Raw genomic sequence first — 21,628 nt, forward strand, 5'->3', positions numbered from 1 at the left:
GTAGTATTGTAAATCTGCGAGCCAACAAGCTGGTTCATATGCAGATAATACATTTTGTGTAAGGCTAACTGTACGCAGCCTTTAGAATAAGGACAAGAAAAATCTCACTTGAAAATCTTACGTTCTGGCCTGATGCCTTCACGTTTAAAAGACGTCAGGACTTCCCACTTTATCCGCATCAGCTGTCGGCGGGAAAGGCCATTGGACGTATCTGGATTTATCGCTATATGTACTCTATATATTCAGAAGATAATGGATGGGTATAAAGCTAGCTCTCCATATTGTTTGACCAGGCTGGCAGGCCTGGCTCCGCTCTTCTGAGATATACACGCGCATATAGGACCGTTGGTGACTAGCCTGTATCTTGCTCATCACCAACGGTCTCGTGTTTTCGAGATAGCACTAGAAGAGTACCTGCCCTGAAGTGCTATCTGGAAATATAGCTGCCCCGGCTGGGGCTTTTACTGGCTGAAAAGACGCCGAGCTGCACCCATAACGATCATTGCAGACAGTTATGAACCAGGGGGTATCTCTCGATTGGGCTATTACGTCAGCAGGAAGGCATCAAAAATACCTTCCTTAGAGGTGGCAGAAATACTTACAGCCTATCTTATCACCGATATTTCCCTTGTCTGAGAAGCGCGGTTTATCTACCACCTGGCACCCTCTAAACCTGTTGAAAGGCTGATCGAGAGGTTATGGCGTCAAGCGAACAGAGAGCGTAGCAGGCAAGAAAAGTTGCCTGCTCTGCGTATTCTCTAGCGGGCTGCCTGGCCGGCCTGAATGCTCTGTTTCTTGCTCTCGATACCCTCAAACAACTGGTGGAAGGAGTCGGCAAACTTCTGCACGCCCTCATCCTGGAGCTGTTTGGTGACCTGAGCATAATGGATACCAACTTTCTCCAGCTCGGCCAGCGCAGTTTTGGCTCCCTCGGTATCGTTCTCTACAGTGTTGCTCACCTTGCCATGATCGCGGAATTTCTCGATGGTTTCCAGCGGCATCGTATCTACGGTGTCGGGACCGATCAGCTCCTCAGCATAGAGCACATCCCGGTAAGCCGGGTTCTTGGTGCTGGTGCTGGCCCAGAGTGGGCGCTGCACATGAGCTCCTGCATGTTTGAGCGACTCAAAGCGCGGTGTGCTGAAGAGACGCTTGAAGTCCTGATAGACAACACGCGCATTGGCGATAGCGGCCTTGCCCTCTAAGGACTTGAGCTTTTGCTGCTCAGCGGAATCGCTTGTGGCTTTGATCTTCTCTTCAAGGAGCTTATCGACAAGGGTATCGACGCGGCTCACAAAGAAGCTAGCAACCGAAGCAATTGAGCTAATATCCTCACCGGCTCCATTGCGATCTTCAAGTGCGCGCAGATACGCATCTACAACATCTCGATAGCTCTCAATGGAGAAGATCAAGGTGATATTTACGTTTATGCCTGCACGCAAGGTTTCATAAATGGCTGGAATGCCTGCCGGAGTGGCCGGGATCTTAATCATCAGGTTCGGGCGATTGACCATGCCCCAGAAGCGTTTTGCCTCTGAAATTGTGCCCGAAGTATCATTGGCAAGCTCGGGAGAGACTTCCAGGCTTACATATCCGTCCTGACCCTCCGTCTTGTCATAGACGGGGCGCAGCAGATCGGCAACCGTCTGAATATCTTTGATAACCAGGGCTTCATAAATTTCATTGGTGCTCTTGCCAGCTTTGATCAGCTCTGACATCTGCTCGTCATAAGCATGGCCTGCGCTTATGGATTTCTCAAAGATAGTAGGGTTCGCAGTTACGCCAACGATGCCATCTTCATTAAGCATGCGCTGAAATTGGCCGGAAGCCAGTTGCGCACGATCAATATTGTCATACCAGACGCTCTGTCCGTAATTTTTGAGCTGCTGCAATGGATTTGTCATACTCTATTCTCCTTGTAAAAGTCGGTGCAATTTCCTGGCTACACCTACGGGGTCCTATATTATGTTGGCCTGGGTACCCTTTGCGGGTACCCTTCTATTATGCCTTATGTAGCAAGCTCTTTGCTTTTGCAACAACGTTTTCGACAGTGAAGCCAAACTGCTGGAAGAGCACCTTAGCTGGCGCAGAAGCGCCAAAGTGATTGAGCGTAACGCTATCGCCTTCAGAGCCGATATAGCGCTCCCAGCCCATCGGCGAGGCCGCTTCAATAGCCAGGCGGGCCGTAACACTCTTAGGCAATACAGATTCTTTGTATTCGCTGCTCTGCTCTTCGAACAGCTCCCAACTCGGTATACTAACTACACGAACGCGTAAGTTATCTTGACGCAGTTTGTTAGCGGCATCGATTGCCAGCGAAACTTCGGAACCGGTGGCCATAAGAATGAGCTCGGGTGTGCCCTCGCTATCCTGCAGGACGTAAGCACCTTTGGCGACATTGCTTGCGCTGGCAAACTGCGTACGATCAAGGGTGGGTAAGCCTTGACGGCTGAGGGCGAAGGCCACAGGGCCAGCATGTGTGATGGCGACGCGCCAGGCCTCGGCTGTCTCGTTGGCATCGGCGGGACGCAGAACGGTAAGACCAGGTATTGCCCGTAAGGCCGCAAGCTGCTCGATTGGCTGATGGGTTGGACCATCTTCACCAAGGCCGATGCTATCATGGGTGAAGACATAAATGACTTTCTGACCCATAAGCGCTGCCAGGCGGATCGAGGGGCGCATATAGTCGGAGAAGATCAGGAAGGTGGCTCCAAAGGGGATTAGGCCCCCATAGAGCGCCATGCCATTCAGAATGCCGCCCATCGCATGCTCGCGAATGCCAAAGTGCATGTTGCGCCCGTTTCCCTCAGGACCGAAGTCTCCCAGACCCTTCATGTTGGTGCTGGTGGAGGGTGCCAGATCGGCTGAGCCGCCAATCAGGTTGGGCAAGCGAGAGGCAATGGCGTTGATGGCCTGGCCCGAAGCGGCACGGCTGGCCAGAGATTCTCCAGCTTTAAATGTGGGTATTGTGCTATCCCAGCCTGCAGGAAGCACTCCCTTCAGCTCGCTCTCCCACTGAGCCGCCAGCTCGGGATATTCAGCCTTATAAGCGTTGTAGCGCTTCTGCCACTCTTGCTCCAGAGCTGCGCCGCGCTCAATCGCCTTGCGGAAGTAAGCAACTGCCTCTTCTGGCTCATAGAAAGGCTCTTCGGAGGGCCAGCCCAGATTGCGCTTGGTCAAAATGACCTCTTCGGCTCCCAGGGGCTCACCATGGGCCTTGGCCGTGTCTTGCTTGTGTGGGCTACCGAAGCCGATATGCGAGCGAACAATGATCAAGGATGGATGCTCATTATTTTGCGCAGCGCTGATAGCCTGTTCTAGCGCATCCAGATCGTTGACATCTGCCACATGCTGGACATGCCAGCCATAGCTCTCGAAGCGCTGCCCGACATTTTCCTGAAAGGCCAGATCGGTATTGCCTTCGATAGTGATATGGTTGTCATCGTAGAAGTAGATCAGTTTGCCCAGCTTGAGGAAGCCAGCGATTGAGGCTGCTTCTGAAGCGATGCCTTCCATGAGATCACCATCGCTGACGATAGCATAGATATAATGATCGAGAATGGTGTGGCCGGGGCGATTGTAGTGGCCGGCGCTGAAACGCTCAGCAATGGCCATGCCTACGCCATTGGCAAAGCCCTGACCCAGGGGCCCTGTTGTCGTTTCGGCACCCGGTACCTCACCATGCTCGGGATGTCCTGGTGTGTGGCTGCCCCACTGGCGGAAATTTTTGAGCTCTTCCAGGGGCAGATCATAGCCTGTCAAATGCAGCATGCTATAGAGCAGCATTGATGCATGTCCGGCCGAGAGAATAAAGCGGTCTCGGTTGACCCAGGCCGGATTATGGGGATTGTAGCGCAAGTGGCGCGTCCAGAGTAAGTAGGTGAGGGGCGCAAGAGCCATCGCGGTGCCTGGATGGCCGGAGTTAGCTTTCTGGACTCCATCCATTGACAATGTGCGGATGGTATTAATGCAAAGCTGTTCTAGTGTCTTTTCCTGTGTTGGCACCTGTTCTTGAGTTGTCATTAAGCCTCCAAATTTAGTTTTGATTTATTGTATATTGTACACTAACCCTCATCTATAATAACACATATGTGCTACCTGTTTATGCCTGATCAGGAATCTCTGCGGGCCTTCTGCTGCAGCTCATAGAGTTTACTAATGGCTTCGATAGGGGTTAGCTCATCTATCGCCAACGTTTTCAATTCTTCAATTAAGGGATGTGGCTCGGCGGCAAAGAGCGTCATTTGCCAGGCGGCAGGCATGGTCATATCGCGCATGGCCTTGCGGCGCATACGGGCGTCTCCCTTACTCTCCAACTCTTCAAGGATCTCCTGTGCGCGGTGGATAACCGGGCGTGGGATACCTGCGAGCTGGGCGACATGGACGCCGTAACTGCGGTCAGCGCCTCCCGGGATGATTTTACGCAAGAAGACAACTTTGCCGGCATCTTCGGTGACAGCCACATTCATACAGCGAATGCGTGGTAGCAGCTTTGCGACCTCGACAAGTTCGTGATAATGGGTGGCAAACAGCGTGCGGGCTCCGCTGCGCTTATTGTTGTGCAGATACTCAACAACTGCACGCGCGATAGCCAGGCCGTCGTAAGTGCTGGTGCCACGCCCGATTTCATCAAGGATAATCAAACTTCGCGGCGTTGCGTGATGGAGAATATTGGCGGTTTCAACCATTTCGACCATAAAGGTGCTTTGCCCAGTGGCGAGATCATCCTGAGCGCCAATGCGCGTAAAGATGCGATCTACGATGCCTATGGTGGCGGCCTCGGCCGGAACATAGCTGCCAATCTGGGCCATGAGTGTAATCAAGGCAACCTGGCGAAGATAGGTTGATTTACCTGCCATATTGGGACCGGTGATGATCACGATTTGCGCTTCGTGATTCGCGAGATTGGTATCATTTGGCACAAATGGTATATCTGACTGCGCCTGTTCCACGACGGGATGGCGGCCAGCCACAATATGGGTGGTATCCTCGTCGTTGAGCTGAGGGCGGCAGTAATTGTTGCGCGATGCGACCTCTGCCAGGCTTAAATATACATCGATCTCAGCAAGCGCGTGGGCCGTCTGCAAGATACGCTCGGAAGCATGGGTAGCGATATCACTGCGCAGCTGAACGAAGAACTCGTTCTCCATTTTATTGATGCGCTCCTGAGCGTTAAGCACAAGCGTCTCGTATTCCTTTAAGTCAGGAGTGATATAGCGCTCGCTATTGGTGAGCGTCTGGCGACGGATGTACTCGGTAGGCACACGATTGAGGTTTGAGTTGGTAACCTCTATGAAGTAGCCGGAAGCCTTATTGTAGCCAACCTTCAGTGTACTGATGCCGGTTCGTTTGCGCTCGCGTTGTTCAAGATCCGAGATCCACTGCCTGCCATTTTGCGAGGCATTCTTGAGCTGATCGAGCTCCGAGCTAAAGCCCTGGCGAATAATCCCACCTTCGGAAATGCTGATTGGGGGCTCATCCACGATAGCGTGCTCGATAAGGGTAATAATATCTTCATTATTGCTAAGCTGTTGCATATGGCGTGCCAGCGAAGGTACATTAGCCTCACCTTCCTCGGCAAAACAGGCGTGAACCTCGGTGGCTGCGCGCAAGCCGGAAGCCAGGGCTACCAGATCGCGCGGCGTAGCGATGCGCTGGCGGACCCGATTGATCAGGCGCTCAACATCGCCTGCCTTTTTTAGGGTCTCGGCCAGCCGAGCTTGCAGAATGGGACTATTGATCAGCTCAGCGATGGTCTCCTGACGCTGACGCAGGATGCCTACATCGAGCAGTGGCTGGCCAATCCAGCGGCGCATAAGCCGTCCACCCATGGGGCTGCGTGTGCGGTCGAGAACCCAGAGGAGCGAGCCCTTGACCGATCCACTGCGCCCAGTCTCAAAGAGTTCGAGGTTGCGCCGCGTATAGGGATCGAGGGTCATAAAGTTATTGGTAAAATAGGTTTCGAGCGAAGTGAGATGCTGTAACAAACCTTTCTGCGTATCCTGAACATAGGCCAGAACCGCTCCGGCGGCCCGAATGGCAAGAGGCAATTGCGCGCAGCCAAAACCCTCAAGCGAGGCTATATCGAACTGGGTGAGCAAGCGATGGCGCGCGTCATCCTCAGTAAAGTAGCGGGCGTCATAAGGTGTGACATGCCCGGCGATGCCTGCAAGCAGCCTGGCCAGAGGTGCAAAATCGTCTTCTTCCTCTTCCTCTTCAAGTTCAGGAATTTCGGCATTTGCGTTACCGTTGCTACCGAGTTTGGTAACAGGTTTTTCGCTCATAACCGTGGCCAGCCAGCGCTTCTTGCGGTTACCAAGACGGCTATAGTGGGCCTCAACCAGCACTTCAGCGGGTGAAACACGGCCAATCTCTTGCTGCAGGGCGAGCTCTGGCTCGGGGGTACTAAACTGTGTTACGGCAAACTCGCCGGTGGTGATATCAAGATAAGCAATGCCCACGGCCTCCCGTCCGGTGATGACCGCTGCCAGAAAGTTGTTGCGCTTGGCGGCGAGCATGGCGGGATCAATGATGGTACCTGGAGTGACAACGCGTACGACCTCACGATCTACAAGCCCCTTGGAAAGAGCTGGATCGCTGGTCTGCTCACAAATAGCAACGCGATAGCCTTTGCTGACAAGACGAGCAATATATCCATCTGCGGCATGATGAGGGATGCCAGCCATAGGAGATTTTTCCCCGCGCCCAAAATCGCGCCGGGTAAGAGCTATTTCCAGTTCACGGGCAACGATTTCGGCATCGTCGTCAAACATTTCATAAAAGTCGCCCATGCGGAAAAAGAGAATCGCATCAGGATTCTGGTGCTTGATTTCTAAATATTGCGTACGTACTGGACTGTGAGTAGGATGCGCTTTGGCGTAATCTTCGAATAACACGTTCAACCTCCCTCAAGCTCAACTCAGTATAAGCCTATTCGCGACCAACGTCAATTTGCTTGCTAGCATGGAGGCCCAATTTACCTGAGATAGAACAGATAGAAAAGGGTCCCTGATAATGCATTGCGAAACTGGGTAGAGAAAGTGGAAAGTGGCAGAACGAGAGCAATCGTGGCAAGAGAGATTGCTCTCGCAAAAGAAATTATGCTCCAAATAGTTTGGCGAGCATGGCCCAGAGGCGCTGGAAGAAGCCCGGTTTGGGTTGCTCTTCCTTGCTCTCCTCTGCCAAAGGCGTTGCTTCCTTCTGACTTGTCTCAGGCGAGGACGAGGGTCCAACCTGGGTAGCATGTAGCGAGGCTTGCGGCTGATAGGGCTTCTCTGGTGCTTCGGCAACCTTAAGGCGGCTAGAGGTCACTGGAAGGATGATCGTTTGCTCTTCCTCTATCTCTGGCGACCTTGTTTGCTGGCGCTCCGGGCTAGTAGTTGGCTCTGCTAACATGCGGGGCTCATAGGAACCAACCGCTCTGGATAGCTGAGAGTCAGCAGAAGAGGAGTTCGCAGCCTCTACTATGACCGGCTGAGGTCCCGAGGGCGAGGAGACGACAGCGCGTTTGCTGGAAGGTTGTTCATCAAAATTGTCTTCCAGAACACGCCGCAGATGGGGTGGGAGCGAGATAATGGCGAGCTCACTGGAGGGCTGGCCTTCGAGCTGAGCCATCGTCAAGGTCTGCGTGTGCCTGGGAGGCTTAACAACTGCCAATGCTCGTGTCGGTTGCTCATCGATGGGTGTCGTCTCAGCTTGATTATCTTGTGGCTGCCCGGCTGTGGTTAGTTCTACTTTCGTTTCCTTATCCGTTGCGGGCATCGTGCTGGCAATAGGTATACTCTCGCTAGCTACCTCTTGCTCAGACGCGTGGACTTCCTGGCTTTCGGTAAAGCCTTGAGTTGTCTCCACCTCCGCTGGCTCGGCGGCCTGCTGCTCATTTAGCAGCTCTGCAGGAGCAGAATAGGCGGTTGTCTCAGCCGGCTCGGTCGATTGCTCACCAACCGGCTCTACTGGAGCAGAGGAAGCAATTGTCTCCTCTTGCTGCCTGGCTAACTCAGCTAGCTGCTCTAGAGGGGTGGCTGCGCTGGTGACCTGCGCCTCCGCCACCTGTTCAAGCGGTGCTGAAGATTGTTCTATATGGCTATCTATTCTGGCTTGCTCAGGTAGCTCTGTGTCGGCTGCGGCGGTAACTTGCTCGATTTGGGGAGTTGTCTCGGCAGCTTGTGGCAAGACAAGAGCATCTGCCACCTGTCCGGGCTCTCCGGAACTCGTTTCAGGCGCAGCGCTCTCCGGCTCTTCTTGCGCAGATTGTTTCTGTGCGGGAGTCTCTGTTACCTGTGCTCCAACCTCTGACAACAGCGCGGCCAGAGGCGTGATAGGAATCTGGGGTTTTTCCGTGGCCGGGATGACTATATCAGCTAAAAGCTCAGCAGGAGACATGACGCGCGTACCCCAGGGCGAAGTTTCGGCGGTCTGCTGTTTCTCTGTTTCGTCTCCATCGCTCATCAGCTTCTGCAAAATTTGGGCCTCAGTAGTGGCATCATCTCTATCAAGATCTTCCACCTGCTCCGTAGACTCGCCGGGCAGTGTGCCAGTCTGGCCAACAGAGTTGATCCAGTCATAAGCGCCTTCCAGCGAATGCTCGCACCACTCGGTGTAGTCGCCGCCGATCACACCATAGCGCTCGCAATAAGCCAGCAATTGCATAGTATGGTCGAGCCAGCTCTCACCGCGTGCAAGCATCTTATCGAGCAAATCAATATCACTTACTCCACGGGCCTGAAGCTGGGCCAGCGTAGCTGAAGCGATGGCGGATGGCTGGGCTTGCTGCATAAGCTCGCCATTTTCGACAATTGCCTGCTGAAGGGCCACAACCTGCATGCGCAGCGTCTCCATCTGCCGCTGTAACATCCAGGCCTGGTAGCATTGATAGAACTCCTCAACCTCTTGCGGATCGAGGCGGGCGAGAATAGTATTGATGCGTTCAGAAGAGTGCAGCCTGTTCGTAGTATCGGTAAGGGTGATGCTACTAACATTATTCATTGGGTTGCTCCTCTCCTGCATCTGATTGAGCGTTAGAGCGCTGCCCCCAACGTTCAAACCAGCGCTGTATTAACTGGTTTGTACGCATACTTTGCTTATCTACCGGACTCGTACTTGCAGAGCCAGCGGAGGAAGGTAGCTCTGCTTCTGGCTGTGGGTGGGGAGGCTGGTGAGAGAGTGTCGGCGGCGGCTCTTCTCCCTGGGTAGTGAAGAAAGCTGCAATATCTTCTGGCAAGAGATCTGCCTCGGGGCGAGGTGTAGGTGGCGAGAAAGCCGACACATCAAAATCAAAGGAAGGCATCTGCATTTCCCCCGTGTCGAAATTTGGGAGCTTGCTCCAGGCAAAGAGGGCTTGAGACAAGATAGCTGTAAGTTGCTTCTGGTCGACGCCATTTACTTGTGCTGCTGGGGAGAATGCGCTTAGAGGCTCGCTTGATTCGGCAGGAATGTTTTCAGCAGGGGCATGCGAAGCCAGATAGCTTGATGTATCCAATGCAGCCTCAAAGTGCGCTCTATCGTGTTGTAGGCTGGAGAGCGCTCTGATGATGGTATTATTTTCGTACGAGGCGCTGTCTTGCTGATGATTTACTTGTTCCTGGAGTTGGGCCAACTCCTCTTCTAAGCGTTTCAGTTGTGCCCGAAGTTGCTGATCCACCTCGCGGTAGTGCAACCATAGACGGTATTGACCCATAATCCTTCCCACTACTTTTTCGCTGTCATGACAACTTGCGAAGTGCAGCCCTATCCCTGGAGGGATAGAGTCGCTAGCCATAAATGCTATGCTTGCTGGGAAGTATAGCATTAACGTTGATAAGAGACAAGCTGAAACGGGCAGCACATTACTAATGTGTTTAAGCAGAGCCGTCGCGCTCTACCGCTGTATTGTGCGAGATGCGTAGTAAAATGCCGACAATAATGTAATTGGCGAGAATAGAGCTTCCGCCATAGCTCAGGAAAGGCAGGGGAATACCTGTGAGAGGCATCAATTTTAAGTTACCTGCGCTAATGATGAGCGTTTGAATAGCAAAGATAGAGGTAAGGCCCGCTGCCAACAGCTGTGTGAAAGGCTCGGTTGCCTCAATGGCGATACGATAGCCTCGATACACTATAAAAAGGTAGAGGCCGAGGATAGCAAAGAGCCCGGCCAGGCCCAACTCTTCACCCAGTGCTGTGAGCACCATATCGGACTCCACAACCGGCACAAAACCGACGCCTGCCGGGTGCCCGAGGCCAAGCCCGGCCCCAAAGATACCGCCGCTGGAGAGCGCAATCAAGCCCTGGACGATCTGGCCCGCGCCGCCGGGCTGCTGGTAGAGCTCCTCACTGGCCTGCGTCCAATGGATCATATCGATGCTCACTACGGCAAAACGTGAGCGCACATAGCCCAGGAGGCTGTAACCAATGAAGGCAAGGAAGAAGAAAATGCCCAGGCTGACCAGCACGTAGGAGAGCTTGCTACTGGCGAGATAAGTCATACAGAGAAACAGGCTGTAGATGAGCAGCGCCAGGCCAAGTTCACGTACGATCAGGAAGATCATCAGGGCCAGGCCAAGCATGAGCAGAAGCGGCCCTAATTGACGTAGAGGCGGTAGGCGAAAACGGCCAATGCGCAAGAAGCCCTGGGCAATCATATCCCGGTTCTCGCTAAGATAGGCAGCAAAAAAGATCACGATAGAGATTTTTAGGAGCTCGGAGGGCTGCAAGGCAAAGAAAGGAATCTGTAGGACGTCTCGTGAAGGAGCATTTGACCTGAATGTGCGAATACCGTTAATCAGGCTGGGAAGCAATACCAGAAAGCTTACGGCGGCCCAGGTATATTTAAAGCGGCCCAGCCAGCTGATATTGCGCAATACAAACATCACGACCATACAAATAACCAGGCCCATAACCACCCATTCAAGCTGTTTTGTGCCTAGATTAGGGATGCCTGGATCATGTTCACAGGTCACGCAAGTTGGAATGTTAGGGCCAAGGCGTGTGGCCATCATCACTCCAATACCGCTGAGCAGGCCAACGAGGGGCAGTAATACCTGATCAGCCTTGCGGAAGAAGACGCTTAACACCACATTGGCCAATAACAATATGGCAACCAAGCCAAGCGCCGGGATCAGCCCCTCAATAGTAGGCAGGTTCTTCACATTAAGAGATGAGCGCGGGTCTGCATTGGCAAGGAACAATTGCGTCATTGCCACAAGCAGAATGAGAAAAGGAATAATCAATAAACCCAATTCTCGCCAACGATAGCGCTGAAACACTCCGGGTGATTGACTTGCCATCTAACGCAACCTCACATATCTAGTAAAGAAGCAGGCAAAGTTTCTTAGTGGCAATTTTCCTGACCCCGCCTGCCTACTGAGTAAGCTTAAATTGAATATAGCCAACACGTATAATATCGCCGTTCCTGGCCGGGAGCGCCTCGCGGGCCGGCTGGTTGTTAACATACGTTCCGTTAACGCTACCAGCGTCCTGGACATACCAGGTGCCGTTACGAAGCCAGAGGCGTGTGTGCTCGGCCGAGATGAAATTATCTGTAATCTGAATGGTATTTGTTGGCCCTCGGCCAATATTGGTTTGTGATGCGAGGGCAAAGCGCGTCCCGGGCAAGATGTTGCTGGGACCGCTATCGACAACCACAAGATGCCCCTGAGTCTGAGGAGCTCTGTTTCCCGCATCCGCGCTAGCTGCCGTCGTTTTGCGTAAATCGCGGGTGATTGCGATAACCACCTGCATAAGAAAAAGGTAGAGCAGAACAACTAATAAGAGCCGTAAGATGAATAAGAAAGAATCTATTTGTAATGGCATAAGGCGGAAATCTCACCTTCTCTCAAAGTAGAAATCATAGCTGCCAACGACGAAGTGATCTCCGTTGCGCAGCGTATATTGGCGCATATGTGGCGTATTATTAATTGTGATGCCATTTGTACTACCAAGATCAAAGATGACGAACTGACCATCCGGCTGATATTTTAACTGAGCATGATAGCGTGATACACGTTTGTCTTCGACGATAATATCATTGCTAAGCTGACGGCCAATATTGATAATAGGTTTTTCGATGCGATAAATTTGTTGTCCTGATTGGGGTAGACGGATAGTAAGCCAGGCTTGCGGCATGGGAGCTGAGGCGGCTGGCCTGGTTGGATTGTTAGTGGCGCTGGCCTGCTGCTGCCGACCTCCCTGCTGAGGCACAGGGCTTGGTTGTATGCCCGGCAACGATTGCCCGGGAGGTATCTGAGCTCGTAACTGGGCTATTTGCTCGGCGCTAAGGGCCTGGGTAGCCATAATGCCTGCTTCTGCGCCTCCGCTTTTATCGGCGAGCTCGGTCTCGATGCGCACAATACCCATGCTGAGAGAGCTATCGGAATGCAGGCGAATAACAGGCATAGTCCTTAGCGTATAGTGGCGGTGGCGAGCAAACTCGACAAGCTGATTTTGCCAATCTTTGATCAGCACGGCCTGACCTGGCGACAATTGTTGATGATCTTTGATACTTAAGTAGATATCATAGATATCTGGCGCAAGTCGGCGTCCTTCGCCCTGTAACAGGGTATTATCTTCCATCGCACGCTCAAGTTTGCGTGCCAGCTCTACAGGCTCCAGGCGTGAAGGAAAAAGGCGCGCAAAGGGGCCTTCGATAATACGCTGCATAAATGCTTCAAATTTTGTCAGTGGGTTCTGGCGAGCTTTCAATTGCTCACCCTCCTATGGCTAAAATTTGGCGTGCGCGCTCTACATCGGATGCGATCTGGGTTTTCAATGCATCAATACCAGAGAAGCGTTGTTCGTTACGTAAACGAGCTATAAAATCGACGCTGAGGCGTTTCTCGTATAGATCCAGATTTACATCGAGTAGATGCACCTCGACCAGACGTTCCTTTCCATTAAACGTTGGGCGAACTCCTATATTGGCCACACCATTATAGACGGTAGGAGCATTATTTGAGTCACTGCCCACTTCTTCCTGATCCTTGATGCGAACGCGCACGGCATACACACCATTGGCCGGAAGGAGTTTATGGGGGTCCGGGTGTAGATTGGCTGTGGGAAAGCCCAGAAGCCTTCCGCGCTCATCCCCATGCCTAACGATTCCGTTTATGACTACTGGATGTCCCAGCAATTCGTTGGCGTCCTCTATATGCCCATCAGTGACCAGTGCGCGGATGCGCGTGCTGCTGATACGCACCTGCTCAGATTCCTCCAGCGAAATAATGCGCACTTGAATATTGTGTTCCTGACCATACTGCTCAAGGAAGGTAGTATCGCCCATCCTGTTGCGTCCAAGGCTGAAGTTGGCACCCACGACAAGGCCTCTAATCTGGAAATCCTTACAGAGGGTGTCCATAAATTCTTGAGCGCTCATCGCTGAAACCTGGGGGGTGAACGAGATAACGATACTCCTGGCAATCTGGCCATACTTGCTGGCTAGAGCCAGCTTCTCTTCAAGCGTTGTCAGATATTGCACATAAATTTCGGGACGAACAACCATCAGCGTGTGCGGCTGGAACGTGACGACGACCGGGAGGCAGTGCAAAGCCTCGGCCATAACGTGCAGTTCGTGCATCAGGCGCTGATGCCCTTTATGAATACCATCAAAATTGCCGATGGTAATAACAATAGGTTCGTCTGGTGATAAAGTTGTTTGATATTGCATTGCCGATATAATAAGTTTCTTCCTGGTGTTTTAGCTTGGAGATACCTGTCCTTAACGTTCCTAGCCTATAGTACCACAGCTAATTCACGCTAGCAATAATAGTAGCCATGCTGCTAGCAAGAGATACTGTTAGGACGGTATCGACCTGCCTCATATTATAATGGATTGGTACTGGTAAAAACCTTTTTGGGTTGCCATAATTTCTGCTCTGTATCCCACACAGCAATGGCTATAAAACAACCTGTAGCATCATAAATACGTACGAGCTCGCTTGAAGGTTGTGGGTGAGCCTGCGGGTCGTAATGGAAAGGATTTCCATGAAGGATGCGTGCGGCTGTAATGGCATCGAGCTGGATGGCTGGATGGTGCTTGAGAGCACTATCGGCAGGAAGGAGATAGGTAGAAATGGTATTATTAGTTGCCGCCTCCGCTAGCTGCTCCAGCGTGATACTCTCAGTGAGACTGTAGGTACCACTGCGCGTGCGCTCAAGGGCCGCAAGATGGGCTCCATAGCCAAGACGCTCGCCTAGATCATAGGCCAGCGAGCGGATATAGGTGCCCTTGCTGCACTCAATGGCCAGGCTGAGCCGTGGCTGTGGGCCAGGCTGCCAGGCTAAGATGTGCAACCTATAGATTTCAATGGGGCGCGGTTGCAGGATAACCTCAGCCCCCGCGCGCGCTAGCTTATAAGCCGCCTGTCCTTGCAGCTTAATGGCCGAATAGCGTGGAGGAAGTTGCATCTGGGGACCCAGAAATGCGGGAATCACGGCCTCGATCTGCTCTAGTGTTAGGGGCGAGGCATCTACCGAACGTGTCACCTCGCCTTCGGCATCGTAGGTGTCTGTCACCGTACCAAAGGCGATCTCCGCGCGATAAGCCTTACCACTCTCGCTGAGATATTCCGCGACCCTGGTGCCTTGTCCCACGCAGATGGGCAGAACGCCGCTGGCAGCTGGATCAAGCGTGCCGGCATGGCCAACCCGCCTTTGCTTTAGCAGCTTGCGTACTCTGGCCACAACATCATGAGAAGTCATACCCAGCGGCTTATTGATATTGAGAATACCATCCATCTCCTTGCCCCTTATGCTTTGTGTACGGCTTCTTCCAGGGCTTGCACAACCAGCGGTATGGCTTCGGGCAAGGGCTTGTCGATAGAAGCACCGGCGGCTCTGGCATGGCCCCCTCCTCCAAAGCGCTGGCAGATCTCCGCGACGTTATAAGGAGCCGTACTGCGCAGGCTAAGGCGGGTGCGCGCTGGCTCTCCATAGCTTTTGAAGAAGGCAGCTATCTTCACGCCTTCGATATCGCGCAGGGTTCCGGCCAGATTATCATCCATCTCGGCGGTAGCGCCAGCGACCTCAAGGGTTTCATCTGTGGCGTAGGACCAGATAATACGACCGCCACAACTTGTCCTGGCGTTATTGATGACAGCAGCTTGCAAGCGGAGCTGGGCCAGCGGGTGCGTGCGATAGATAGGCTGGACAATGGTTTCAGCGACCGCTCCGGCCTGTAAAAGCGTAGCACCGACTTCCATGGTGCGTGGCGTTGTGCTGGTGTATTGGAAAGAGGCTGTATCGGTAATCAGGCCGGTGAGCAGGCAGAGCGCCGCATCCCTGTCAAGTTCCAGGCCGGCTTGCTGTTGAAAGAGCACCACAAGCTCTGCGGTCGCTGCGGCACCTGGATCGATAATGTTGACCTTTCCACAACCGCTGCTGCTCACGTGATGGTCAATATTAAGAATCGTCGCTTGATCGAGAAATGCCCGGTGCCGCTCGTAGAGCGGACCAAAACGCGTAAGCTCGCCGGCGTCAAGGGCGATAACCAGATCGAAATTTTCGTCGCCGAGCGTTTGCTGGAGCGTCGCTAGATCGGGTAAAAAGGCAAATACATCCGGAGCCGGATCTGCGCAAGCTGGAACGCAGATTTTGCCAGCCTGGCGTAAGATATGGGCCAGGCCAAGTGCAGAGCCAAGGCAATCTCCATCTGGATGCTCATGAGCCAGCAAAGCTATGCGCTCTGCCGGCTCAATCAGAGCCATGGCCTGTTGGACAAGCGCCTGGTCCAACGGAGGAGCAAGTTTCGTGTTATAAGATGACGTGTCCATCAAACCTCGGATTCATGCGTGGGGAGTTTTTCCTCTTCCTCAACCTGACGAATCAAATCAAGGATGCGAGCCCCTTCTTCAATTGATTTGTCGAGCTTAAAAACGATTTCTGGCATATAGCGGACAACAAGGCGCGTCGCGAGCTCGTGACGAAGGAAGCCAGTGGCATTTTTCAGGCCCTTCATGGTCTCCTCACGCTCCTCTGCGCTTCCCATCACACTTACAAAGACCTTGGCGTGGCGTAGATCGCCACTCACCTCAACATGTGTAATGCTGGCGAAGCCAACACGAGGGTCCTTAACGCGTGTGCGCAGTAAGTCGCTTAATTCAGTCGCAATCAACTCGCCTAGTTTCTCTTGCCTGTGTGAGTTTGGCATAACTGTATCCGTTTCTTTTGCCTGGTAAGAGTGCATCTGTGTACCAGCGTGACGATATCAATCCATTTTCGTAGTCCAAGCAGATTATGCGTTCCCAGAAGCCGCTGAAATGAGCTGCTATGACGGGAAATGCTGGCAGGTTTTACCGCGCTACAGCGCCTTGTAGCTACATTAGCGTTGTGGAAGCGTCTGGGACCGCAACACTAACGTAGCTACCAGGATGTAGGCAACTTGGTTGGACTCGGGTCGAAGTTTTTTTAACTTCCAGGTTTGACACGTTCCTGGATAAAGGCCTCGATGATATCTCCAACCTCAAGCTCAGTGAAGTTTTCGAGGATAATACCGCATTCGTAACCACTGTTGACTTCGCGCACGTCATCCTTACCGCGTCGCAAGGAGGCGATTTTGCCTTCATAAACCTTGTCGCCGGCGCGTAGGACGCGAGCCTGTGAAGAGCGCGAGATCTTGCCATCGCTGATCCGACATCCCGCAATGACTGTATTTTTACCAGCCTTAAAGGTTTGTAGGATTTCTGCATGGCCTTCAAGTACCTCGCGGTAAGATGGCTCTAACAGACCATTGAGGGCTGCCTGAATGTCATCGATCAGCTGATAAATGACTTCATAGTAGCGGATATCGATGCCCTCTTTTTGGGCCTCGCGTAGCGCGGCACCGTCTGTCTTGACGTTGAAGGCGATGATGATGGCGCCAGAGGCAGCGGCCAGGTAGACATCAGTCTCGCTGACATTACCGATACCCTCGCGGATCAGGCGAACCTTTAAGTTCTCCTCACCAACTTTGGTGAGAGAGTTCTTAATAGCTTCTGCTGAACCCTGTACATCGCATTTGAGCACAACGTTAAGCTCTTTAACCTTGCCCTCTTGCATCTGCATGTAGAGCGTATCAAGGCTGACCTGTCCAGGTGCTGCACTTTCATTGCGCCGCTTCTCGACTTCCTGCTGAGCACGTAGCCTGGCAGCGCGTTCGTCGCTGGTAACTTCCAGGCGGTCTCCGGTTTGCGGCACTTCGGAAAGACCCATAATGCTGACCGGCGTGCTAGGTGGCGCCTTCTGGATGCGCTTGCCGCGATCGTTGAACATGGCGCGCACTTTACCGGCTAGCGGACCTACGACGATGCTATCTCCCATCTTCAGGGTGCCTTGTTGCACGAGCACAGTGGCCATTGCACCGCTATTCTTCTCAAGGCGAGCCTCGATAATCACGCCTGTGGCGGGAAGATTAGGATTGGCCCTGATATCCTGCAGTTCGGCTACCAGCAAGATGTAGTCGAGGAGATCGTCGATACCGATACCCTGGCGAGCCGAGACGGGAACCAGAATCGTCTCTCCGCCGTATTCTTCAATCATGATCCCAATTTCGGCAAGTTGTTGCTTCACACGGTCAGGATTGGCGTTGGGACGATCGATCTTGTTAAGCGCGATAATGATCGGCATTTTGGCCGCGCGAGCATGATCAATTGCCTCACGTGTCTGAGGCATAATGCCGTCATCGGCAGCAATCACGATGATCGCGATATGGGCGACTTGAGCACCACGGGCGCGCATAGCTGTGAAAGCTTCGTGGCCCGGAGTATCCAGGAAGGTAATTTTCTTGCCGTTGACCTCAACCTGGTAAGCGCCGATATGCTGGGTGATACCACCAACCTCACCGGCAGCAACCTTCGTTTTACGGATTACGTCAAGCAATGTTGTCTTACCGTGGTCAACATGGCCCATAATGGTGACGACCGGCGGAATGATGACGGTCTGGTCGTCATGGTGGGCCGCCATCATGGCTTCGCTGGCCGAGAGCCCCTGGCTAGAATTGGCAGTAACGGTGCTCGGGCTTGGCGTAAAGCCAAGGTCGATAGCGACCAGCGCGGCTTTATCATAATCAACTACCTGGTTGATGCTGGCAAAAACGCTATGTTTAATCAAGCCTCTGATGATCTCGTTGGGCGTCGCATGCAGTAGTTCGGCCAGATCCTTCACAATGATCTGAGGCGGGATCGAGACAGGACCGGTTGGCTTCTCTTTAAGCGCTGCTGCACGCTTCTCCTGGGTCTTCTGAGCCGAGGAGCCGCCGCGTGAACCATGACGAGCGGGCGGACGGTGATTCTGGCCGCCTGGGCGCGAAGGCCCACCAGAGCTTGCGGGCCGAGGCCCGGGCCGCTGTACCGTGGCTGTATGATTGGCCTGCTGGGTCGAAGGGCCGCCAGGGCCAGACTGACGCCTGGGACCGCCGGGCCCTCCACGGTAGGAAGGTGCAGGGCGTGGCCCTCCAGATGGCGCATGACCGCTATTAGAGCGTGGGCCGTGCGAGGGAGCGTTGCCTGAACGCTGATTGGGATTTGGTGAACCCCCCTGGCGCGGACCAGTAGGCGGGCGATGCTGGCCTTGTCCCTGTGTTGTAGACGCGTTACCACTATTATTACGCTGTGCAGGCGTAGCTGTATGATTGTGTTGAGCAGATACAGGACGTGTTGCTGATGAAGCAGGAGCATTTCCGTGATTCGTATGCTCACTTCCACCCTGGCCACGTGTTGACCCATGAGATGTATATGATGGACGACGCCGAGCCGCTGGCTTCGCTTCCTGTTCCTGACTGCCTGGTGTAGTGCTTTCTGTTTTTGAGCGGGCTTGGGTTCTAGCTTTTTGATTGGGTTGTTTGGCCTGCTCGGTTGCATCTGGAAACTCAGATGTGTCTCTCATGAAGAAGACTCCCTTCTATCAAATGATGCGCCACAAGTGGCGGCGGAAATCTCTCTTCACAGCCATAAAAAAGGCCTGTCACCCTCTAAATGTCTCATAAAGAGAGAGGGGACAGACCCTCGTTGGTGCAGTGCCAGGCATGTTTCAGTCTGCGCTCTCTGGCGTAGTGGCTATGGTTTATATAATCATAGCTGATCGCTCCGCAAACATTCGCTTGCTACAACTGCCCTTTAGACGAGGGGCTGTGTCTCTATCAAGAGTAGAGATAATTTGACGCATTGTTCAATCCTCATCCAACCGTTAGATTGGATGCCAGTATTGAAAACTTCCTCTCCTTCACAGAGAAGGAGAGGGACGATAACACACTGTCTAGTAAAACTTACTCTTTCAGTATAGCTTACTGGACAGATCATTGCAATATTATGCAGATTGTTTAAACTGTAGCACGTGCATCAGCAAGCTCTATTTCTTACCTGATGTGCTTGCTACACTGGACCAGTACTCTCACGCCTCTTTCGGTAAGGTAGCGATATAAGCATCGAGTCCAGCCCGATCTTCCTCAGAGATCGGGATCTCAAATTCCTGTTCGAGACGCTTCTTTTTGATAGCGGTCTCCCAACAAGAGAGCCGGGCACAGAGATAAGCCCCGCGCCCGGATTTCTTGCCAGTCGCGTCAATCACGACATGGTTATCCGGCGTACGTACGACGCGTAAGAGTTCGCGCTTAGGTTTTGTCTCGCGGCAGGAGACACAGGTCCTTAAAGGAATATGTTTGGCTCGTTTAGGTTGTTTTTGGGCTGCTTTCGCCATACGCACCCTCTGACTCTCTGGTGATCCCACTCTTGCTCTTAGTAAGAGCTATGCCTGTTACCACTTCTGCGATGATTTGAGCGCCGGCCGCTCTCTTCTCCGCGCTCGTGACGTCCTGAGCGTTCACGGCGTGTTGGATAAGAAGTGAGTGCTTCTTCGACCTCGTTGGAATGCTCTTCATATATTTCGCCTTCGCTCGGTTTAGCGACGTCGACGCGCCATCCGGTGAGCTTGGCGGCAAGGCGAGCGTTTTGTCCATCTTTACCGATTGCGAGGGACAATTGTTTCTCGGGTACCGTCACAAGCGCGGTATGGTCTGTGTCGCGTAGTTCCACCTTAAGTGGCTTTACCGGGCTCAGGGAATTCGAGACAAAGTTGGCCTGCTCAGGGCTCCACTGAATAATATCGATTTTCTCGTCATTGAGCTCGTGTACGATATTATTGATCCGAGATCCACGTACACCGACGCAAGAGCCTATTGGGTCAAGCCCCTCTTGCCGAGCCACGACTGCAACCTTGGAACGGCTGCCGGGCTCGCGCGCGATCGCCTTGATCTCGACAGCGCCCTCATAGATTTCGGGAACTTCCGACTCAAAGAGGCGACGTACAAGATCGCGATGCGTACGTGAGACAAGGATTTGCAGCATGCGCCCCTGGACACGACGTACATCATATACATAGACACGGAGGCGTTGACCGGAGCGATAGCGTTCGGTGGGAACCTCTTCGCTAGGTGGCATTACACCTTCTACTTTGTCAGCCTTATCAAGATCAAAGTCGATGAGCCAGCCGCGAACGGGATCTTTGCGTGTCAGGATGCCTAGACGGATTTCGCCAACCCAGTTTTTGATTTGATCGTAGAGATGCTCATGTTCGGCTTCGCGAATGCGCTGCAAAATGACTTGCTTGGCCGTTTGGGTTGGAATACGCGCGAAGATGAACGATGAATCGACGTCGATGAACTGGCCGAGCGCTGCATTAGGAATAAGACGCTGTGCCTCTGCCAGAGAGACCTCTTCATTCGGGTCTTTGACCTGGGCTACTACTCGTTTTGAGGCCCATACATGCACTTCCCCGTTCTTGTCAACTTCGATGCGCACATTTTCCCCTCCACCGAAGCTTTTACGATACGCTGCAAGCAGGGCGGTGGCTACGGTCTCCATTACCACTTCGCGGGGTAGCCCCTTTTCGGCAATTAGTTGTGCGATAGCCGCCTGAAATTCGCTCCTCATATGCCATGCTCCTCCCGCTGGTGCCCAGTAGAAATTTACTTCATTTTTTCGAGTGCAAAAATGTCTCTGGCAAACAGAAAAGTGGGGGCTGCCCACTTTTCTCAAGATGTTTTCCTCAATTCTATACGTAATTATAGCATGTATATTGCTGTTTGGCTAGTAGTGATGCTTCATTTTGCGTCATTCTTGTGCTCGTAATCCGGCCCAGAATAATGCCATGCGCAGGACTTCATGCGTATGCTCTGCTGTATGCTGGTAGGTTTTCGTTGTTACCCAACGCAGGGTTACCTTGCCCCAGACTGTCTCGTTAGGCTCTTCCCAGGCGGCATCCGAGAAGTACAGTAACAAGGCTATCTGCGCTGCCCTTCCCTCTCTAAAGCGAGTTAGCAGCAGATCCAGGCCGCTATGCTGAAGCCAGGCCGTCTCTTCGTCACGGGCCAGGTTCTCGTACTCTTTGTAACGCGTAATGAGCTCTTCAGCGCTATGTGCCAGCCTATCCTTTTCTGCGGGATAGGCAGCATATTCTATTGGTAGCCATAGGCGCATGGTTGGCAGCACGACAGTCTCCTCCTGAAATTGAAGATGGAAGACGTGGCGTGCAACTGACCAGGCTTCTGGTCGCTTTGGCGGACTATCATAGAGATGCTTTACGGGCATCTGTTGCACGGCCCAGACAAAGCCATCAGTGCATGTCTGGAGCAGGGTGCTAAATGACTGTGATAAATCCATCGGTGTTTCTCCTCTATCACATATACAAA

At 52.9% G+C, this 21,628-nt stretch carries 16 protein-coding genes; all 16 read right to left on the minus strand.

Features of this window, described 5'->3' with window-relative positions; translation table 11 throughout:
* Window positions 1-758 precede the first annotated feature (758 nt).
* The 16 genes from tal to EPA93_RS40915 all read right to left on the minus strand — a co-directional run bounded on the left by tal (window position 759) and on the right by EPA93_RS40915 (window position 21,599).
* Window positions 759-1,904: a transaldolase gene (tal, locus tag EPA93_RS40840; protein ID WP_129893049.1), complete on the minus strand. Its 1,146-nt coding sequence runs from the start codon at window positions 1,902-1,904 to the stop codon at window positions 759-761.
* A gap of 97 nt (window positions 1,905-2,001) precedes the next feature.
* The gene (gene tkt, locus EPA93_RS40845) at window positions 2,002-4,023 is read right to left on the minus strand and encodes a transketolase (RefSeq protein ID WP_129893050.1); all 2,022 of its coding nucleotides are present in this window, start codon (window positions 4,021-4,023) and stop codon (window positions 2,002-2,004) included.
* Window positions 4,024-4,112: 89 nt separating this feature from the next.
* On the minus strand, window positions 4,113-6,896 hold the full coding sequence (gene mutS / locus EPA93_RS40850; RefSeq protein WP_242527236.1) for a DNA mismatch repair protein MutS: 2,784 nt from the start codon (window positions 6,894-6,896) through the stop codon (window positions 4,113-4,115).
* A gap of 202 nt (window positions 6,897-7,098) precedes the next feature.
* Entirely contained in the window at window positions 7,099-8,985 is a 1,887-nt protein-coding gene (locus tag EPA93_RS40855; protein WP_129893052.1) for a hypothetical protein, read from the minus strand.
* A complete protein-coding gene (locus EPA93_RS40860) occupies window positions 8,978-9,757 on the minus strand; it encodes a hypothetical protein (protein WP_129893053.1) in 780 nt (259 codons plus the stop codon). Before EPA93_RS40860 ends, EPA93_RS40855 begins: the two co-directional genes overlap by 8 nt.
* A 79-nt stretch (window positions 9,758-9,836) precedes the next feature.
* Window positions 9,837-11,261, minus strand: a complete 1,425-nt coding sequence (locus tag EPA93_RS40865) for an FtsW/RodA/SpoVE family cell cycle protein (protein ID WP_129893054.1) — start codon at window positions 11,259-11,261, stop codon at window positions 9,837-9,839.
* A gap of 73 nt (window positions 11,262-11,334) precedes the next feature.
* The gene (locus tag EPA93_RS40870) at window positions 11,335-11,787 is read right to left on the minus strand and encodes an FHA domain-containing protein (RefSeq protein ID WP_129893055.1); all 453 of its coding nucleotides are present in this window, start codon (window positions 11,785-11,787) and stop codon (window positions 11,335-11,337) included.
* A gap of 12 nt (window positions 11,788-11,799) precedes the next feature.
* Window positions 11,800-12,675, minus strand: a complete 876-nt coding sequence (locus EPA93_RS40875; protein ID WP_129893056.1) for a DUF3662 and FHA domain-containing protein — start codon at window positions 12,673-12,675, stop codon at window positions 11,800-11,802.
* 4 nt (window positions 12,676-12,679) lie between these two features.
* Entirely contained in the window at window positions 12,680-13,636 is a 957-nt protein-coding gene (locus EPA93_RS40880; protein WP_129893057.1) for a bifunctional riboflavin kinase/FAD synthetase, read from the minus strand.
* Window positions 13,637-13,791: 155 nt separating this feature from the next.
* On the minus strand, window positions 13,792-14,706 hold the full coding sequence (gene truB, locus EPA93_RS40885) for a tRNA pseudouridine(55) synthase TruB (RefSeq protein ID WP_129893058.1): 915 nt from the start codon (window positions 14,704-14,706) through the stop codon (window positions 13,792-13,794).
* Between the two features lie 11 nt (window positions 14,707-14,717).
* Window positions 14,718-15,740, minus strand: a complete 1,023-nt coding sequence (locus EPA93_RS40890) for a DHH family phosphoesterase (protein WP_129893059.1) — start codon at window positions 15,738-15,740, stop codon at window positions 14,718-14,720.
* Window positions 15,740-16,117 (minus strand): 30S ribosome-binding factor RbfA, encoded by a 378-nt coding sequence (rbfA, locus tag EPA93_RS40895; RefSeq protein WP_129893060.1) that lies wholly within the window; start codon window positions 16,115-16,117, stop codon window positions 15,740-15,742. Before rbfA ends, EPA93_RS40890 begins: the two co-directional genes overlap by 1 nt.
* A gap of 257 nt (window positions 16,118-16,374) precedes the next feature.
* The gene (infB, locus tag EPA93_RS40900; RefSeq protein WP_129893061.1) at window positions 16,375-18,828 is read right to left on the minus strand and encodes a translation initiation factor IF-2; all 2,454 of its coding nucleotides are present in this window, start codon (window positions 18,826-18,828) and stop codon (window positions 16,375-16,377) included.
* 504 nt (window positions 18,829-19,332) lie between these two features.
* A complete protein-coding gene (gene rnpM, locus EPA93_RS40905) occupies window positions 19,333-19,638 on the minus strand; it encodes an RNase P modulator RnpM (protein ID WP_129893062.1) in 306 nt (101 codons plus the stop codon).
* A gap of 38 nt (window positions 19,639-19,676) precedes the next feature.
* Window positions 19,677-20,870 (minus strand): transcription termination factor NusA, encoded by a 1,194-nt coding sequence (gene nusA, locus EPA93_RS40910; protein WP_129893063.1) that lies wholly within the window; start codon window positions 20,868-20,870, stop codon window positions 19,677-19,679.
* 180 nt (window positions 20,871-21,050) lie between these two features.
* Window positions 21,051-21,599 carry a hypothetical protein gene (locus EPA93_RS40915; RefSeq protein ID WP_129893064.1) on the minus strand — a complete coding sequence of 183 codons (549 nt, stop codon included), beginning with the start codon at window positions 21,597-21,599 and terminating at the stop codon, window positions 21,051-21,053.
* Window positions 21,600-21,628: the final 29 nt, after the last annotated feature.

The sequence above is a fragment of the Ktedonosporobacter rubrisoli genome (assembly GCF_004208415.1).
Taxonomy (GTDB): domain Bacteria; phylum Chloroflexota; class Ktedonobacteria; order Ktedonobacterales; family Ktedonobacteraceae; genus Ktedonosporobacter; species Ktedonosporobacter rubrisoli.